The sequence below is a fragment of the Sediminibacterium soli genome (assembly GCF_009939225.1).
Taxonomy (GTDB): Bacteria; Bacteroidota; Bacteroidia; order Chitinophagales; family Chitinophagaceae; genus Sediminibacterium; species Sediminibacterium soli.
The window spans coordinates 1-1,516 of the sequence record NZ_JAACJR010000013.1 but is presented as its reverse complement, the minus strand read 5'-3'; the positions used below and the strand labels follow the sequence as shown (position 1 = coordinate 1,516).

The 1,516-nt window shown below is 37.4% G+C and carries 2 protein-coding genes; both read left to right on the top strand.

From position 1 onward, the window contains the following. Positions 1–60: 60 nt before the first annotated feature. Positions 61–810: an immunity 49 family protein gene (locus GWC94_RS16340; protein WP_161836438.1), complete on the top strand. Its 750-nt coding sequence runs from the start codon at positions 61–63 to the stop codon at positions 808–810. A 67-nt stretch (positions 811–877) separates the two neighbouring features. Then, positions 878–1,357: a hypothetical protein gene (locus GWC94_RS16335; RefSeq protein WP_161836436.1), complete on the top strand. Its 480-nt coding sequence runs from the start codon at positions 878–880 to the stop codon at positions 1,355–1,357. Positions 1,358–1,516 lie beyond the last annotated feature (159 nt).

The window sequence follows — 1,516 nt, the reverse complement described above, 5'->3', positions numbered from 1 at the left end:
GGAGTGGACAAGAGTACACAGGAAATAGTAATTTTAAAATTAGCTAAATATTAAAAAAAGATGCTGCCACTTGGTGAGATTTATATCGGTAGTATAAGGAGGGAAAATGAGGCAATAACTAGAATCCTATCGCCCCAAACTAATCCGGTGCAATATAAGGGTGACGTTAGCATGTTGTGGTATCTTAACGAAGAACAGGCGCTGGGAAACTTGTTCTTAAATAAGGATATTCAAGAATGCAAACAATGTTTTTACAGATGCGGGCGTATAGATGAATATATGATCAAAAAATATAATTCAAGGGTACTTGATTCAGGTGTCAGCAATGTGTCATATGCTATTCTTAGTGACAATCTTTCACTGATACATAGATACGCTGAATTAAGTCATCCCCACTACGCATGGATGGTGGAACGTGGCCGTAGCACAATGATGTACGCCATTCAACAGTTAATAAAAGAGGATTGGGAACAACTTAGATGGTGTCTTGATATAATGGCCATCAAAAATCAAACAATCAATAAAGTATTATTACCCGACAGAAAGTTCCTTGAAGGAATGATTGCAAGAGACAGAACAATGATCACAGAAGCGATACATGACCTGTTAAAAACCCATAAAAAACGCAATAAGCATATGGGCATCGCCCAGGATTATATTTCTATACCAGCTCTTGGTTACACAAAACTGGCATGGTTAAAGGGAATGGAAATTGAGATAGACCATCCGCTGATACCCAAAGAACTATTGCCTTATAAACCGTTGGATAAGTATGAGGACAAGTATGCATTTTTGAAAGAGATAGGGTAATAACTTTAATCCTAACCAAATCTAAAAAAGCATATTACCACTCAGGAAGATTTAACTTTTGGAAAGTTTGAAACTTTCCAAAAGTTCCCCTTTACCTACCCTGCAGAGCCTGAGAACGAAGATTGACGATATCGTACTGAACGGCGATGCTTTGGGAACAAAAACAGAATCCATTTGCGATGACATTTTCCAAACCGATGGTTTTGTAAAACACGAAGGCAAACTGCCGGGTAATAACGGATTCGACGGCGTGTACATTAAACAGGATGCGGCAGGTAATGTGGAGGAAATTATTATTAATGAAGCAAAGCAGGTTGGGAATGCGGGGAATATTAAATTGAATGCAGCAAATACACAAACGCTATTAAAACCACAAATGAGCGATAAATGGATTGAAGATGTAATTGACAGAATGAAGTCCCAAGGAGGAAACTTAGAGGCACTGTCAGATCTATTAAAAGCGAATGAAAGCAAAATCGTCAAAACGGTAACCGGAGTGGACAGGAGTATGCAAGAAATAGTAATTTTAAAATTAGCTAAATATTAAATAAATGTTGCCACTCAGCGAGATTTATGCAAGTAGCATTATAGATGAGAATAAGACAATAGACAAACTCTTATCCCCACAAATCAATCCAGAGCAATATAAAAGTGAGATAGGATGGTTATGGTATTATAATGAAAAACAAGCGCTGGGGAATTTGTT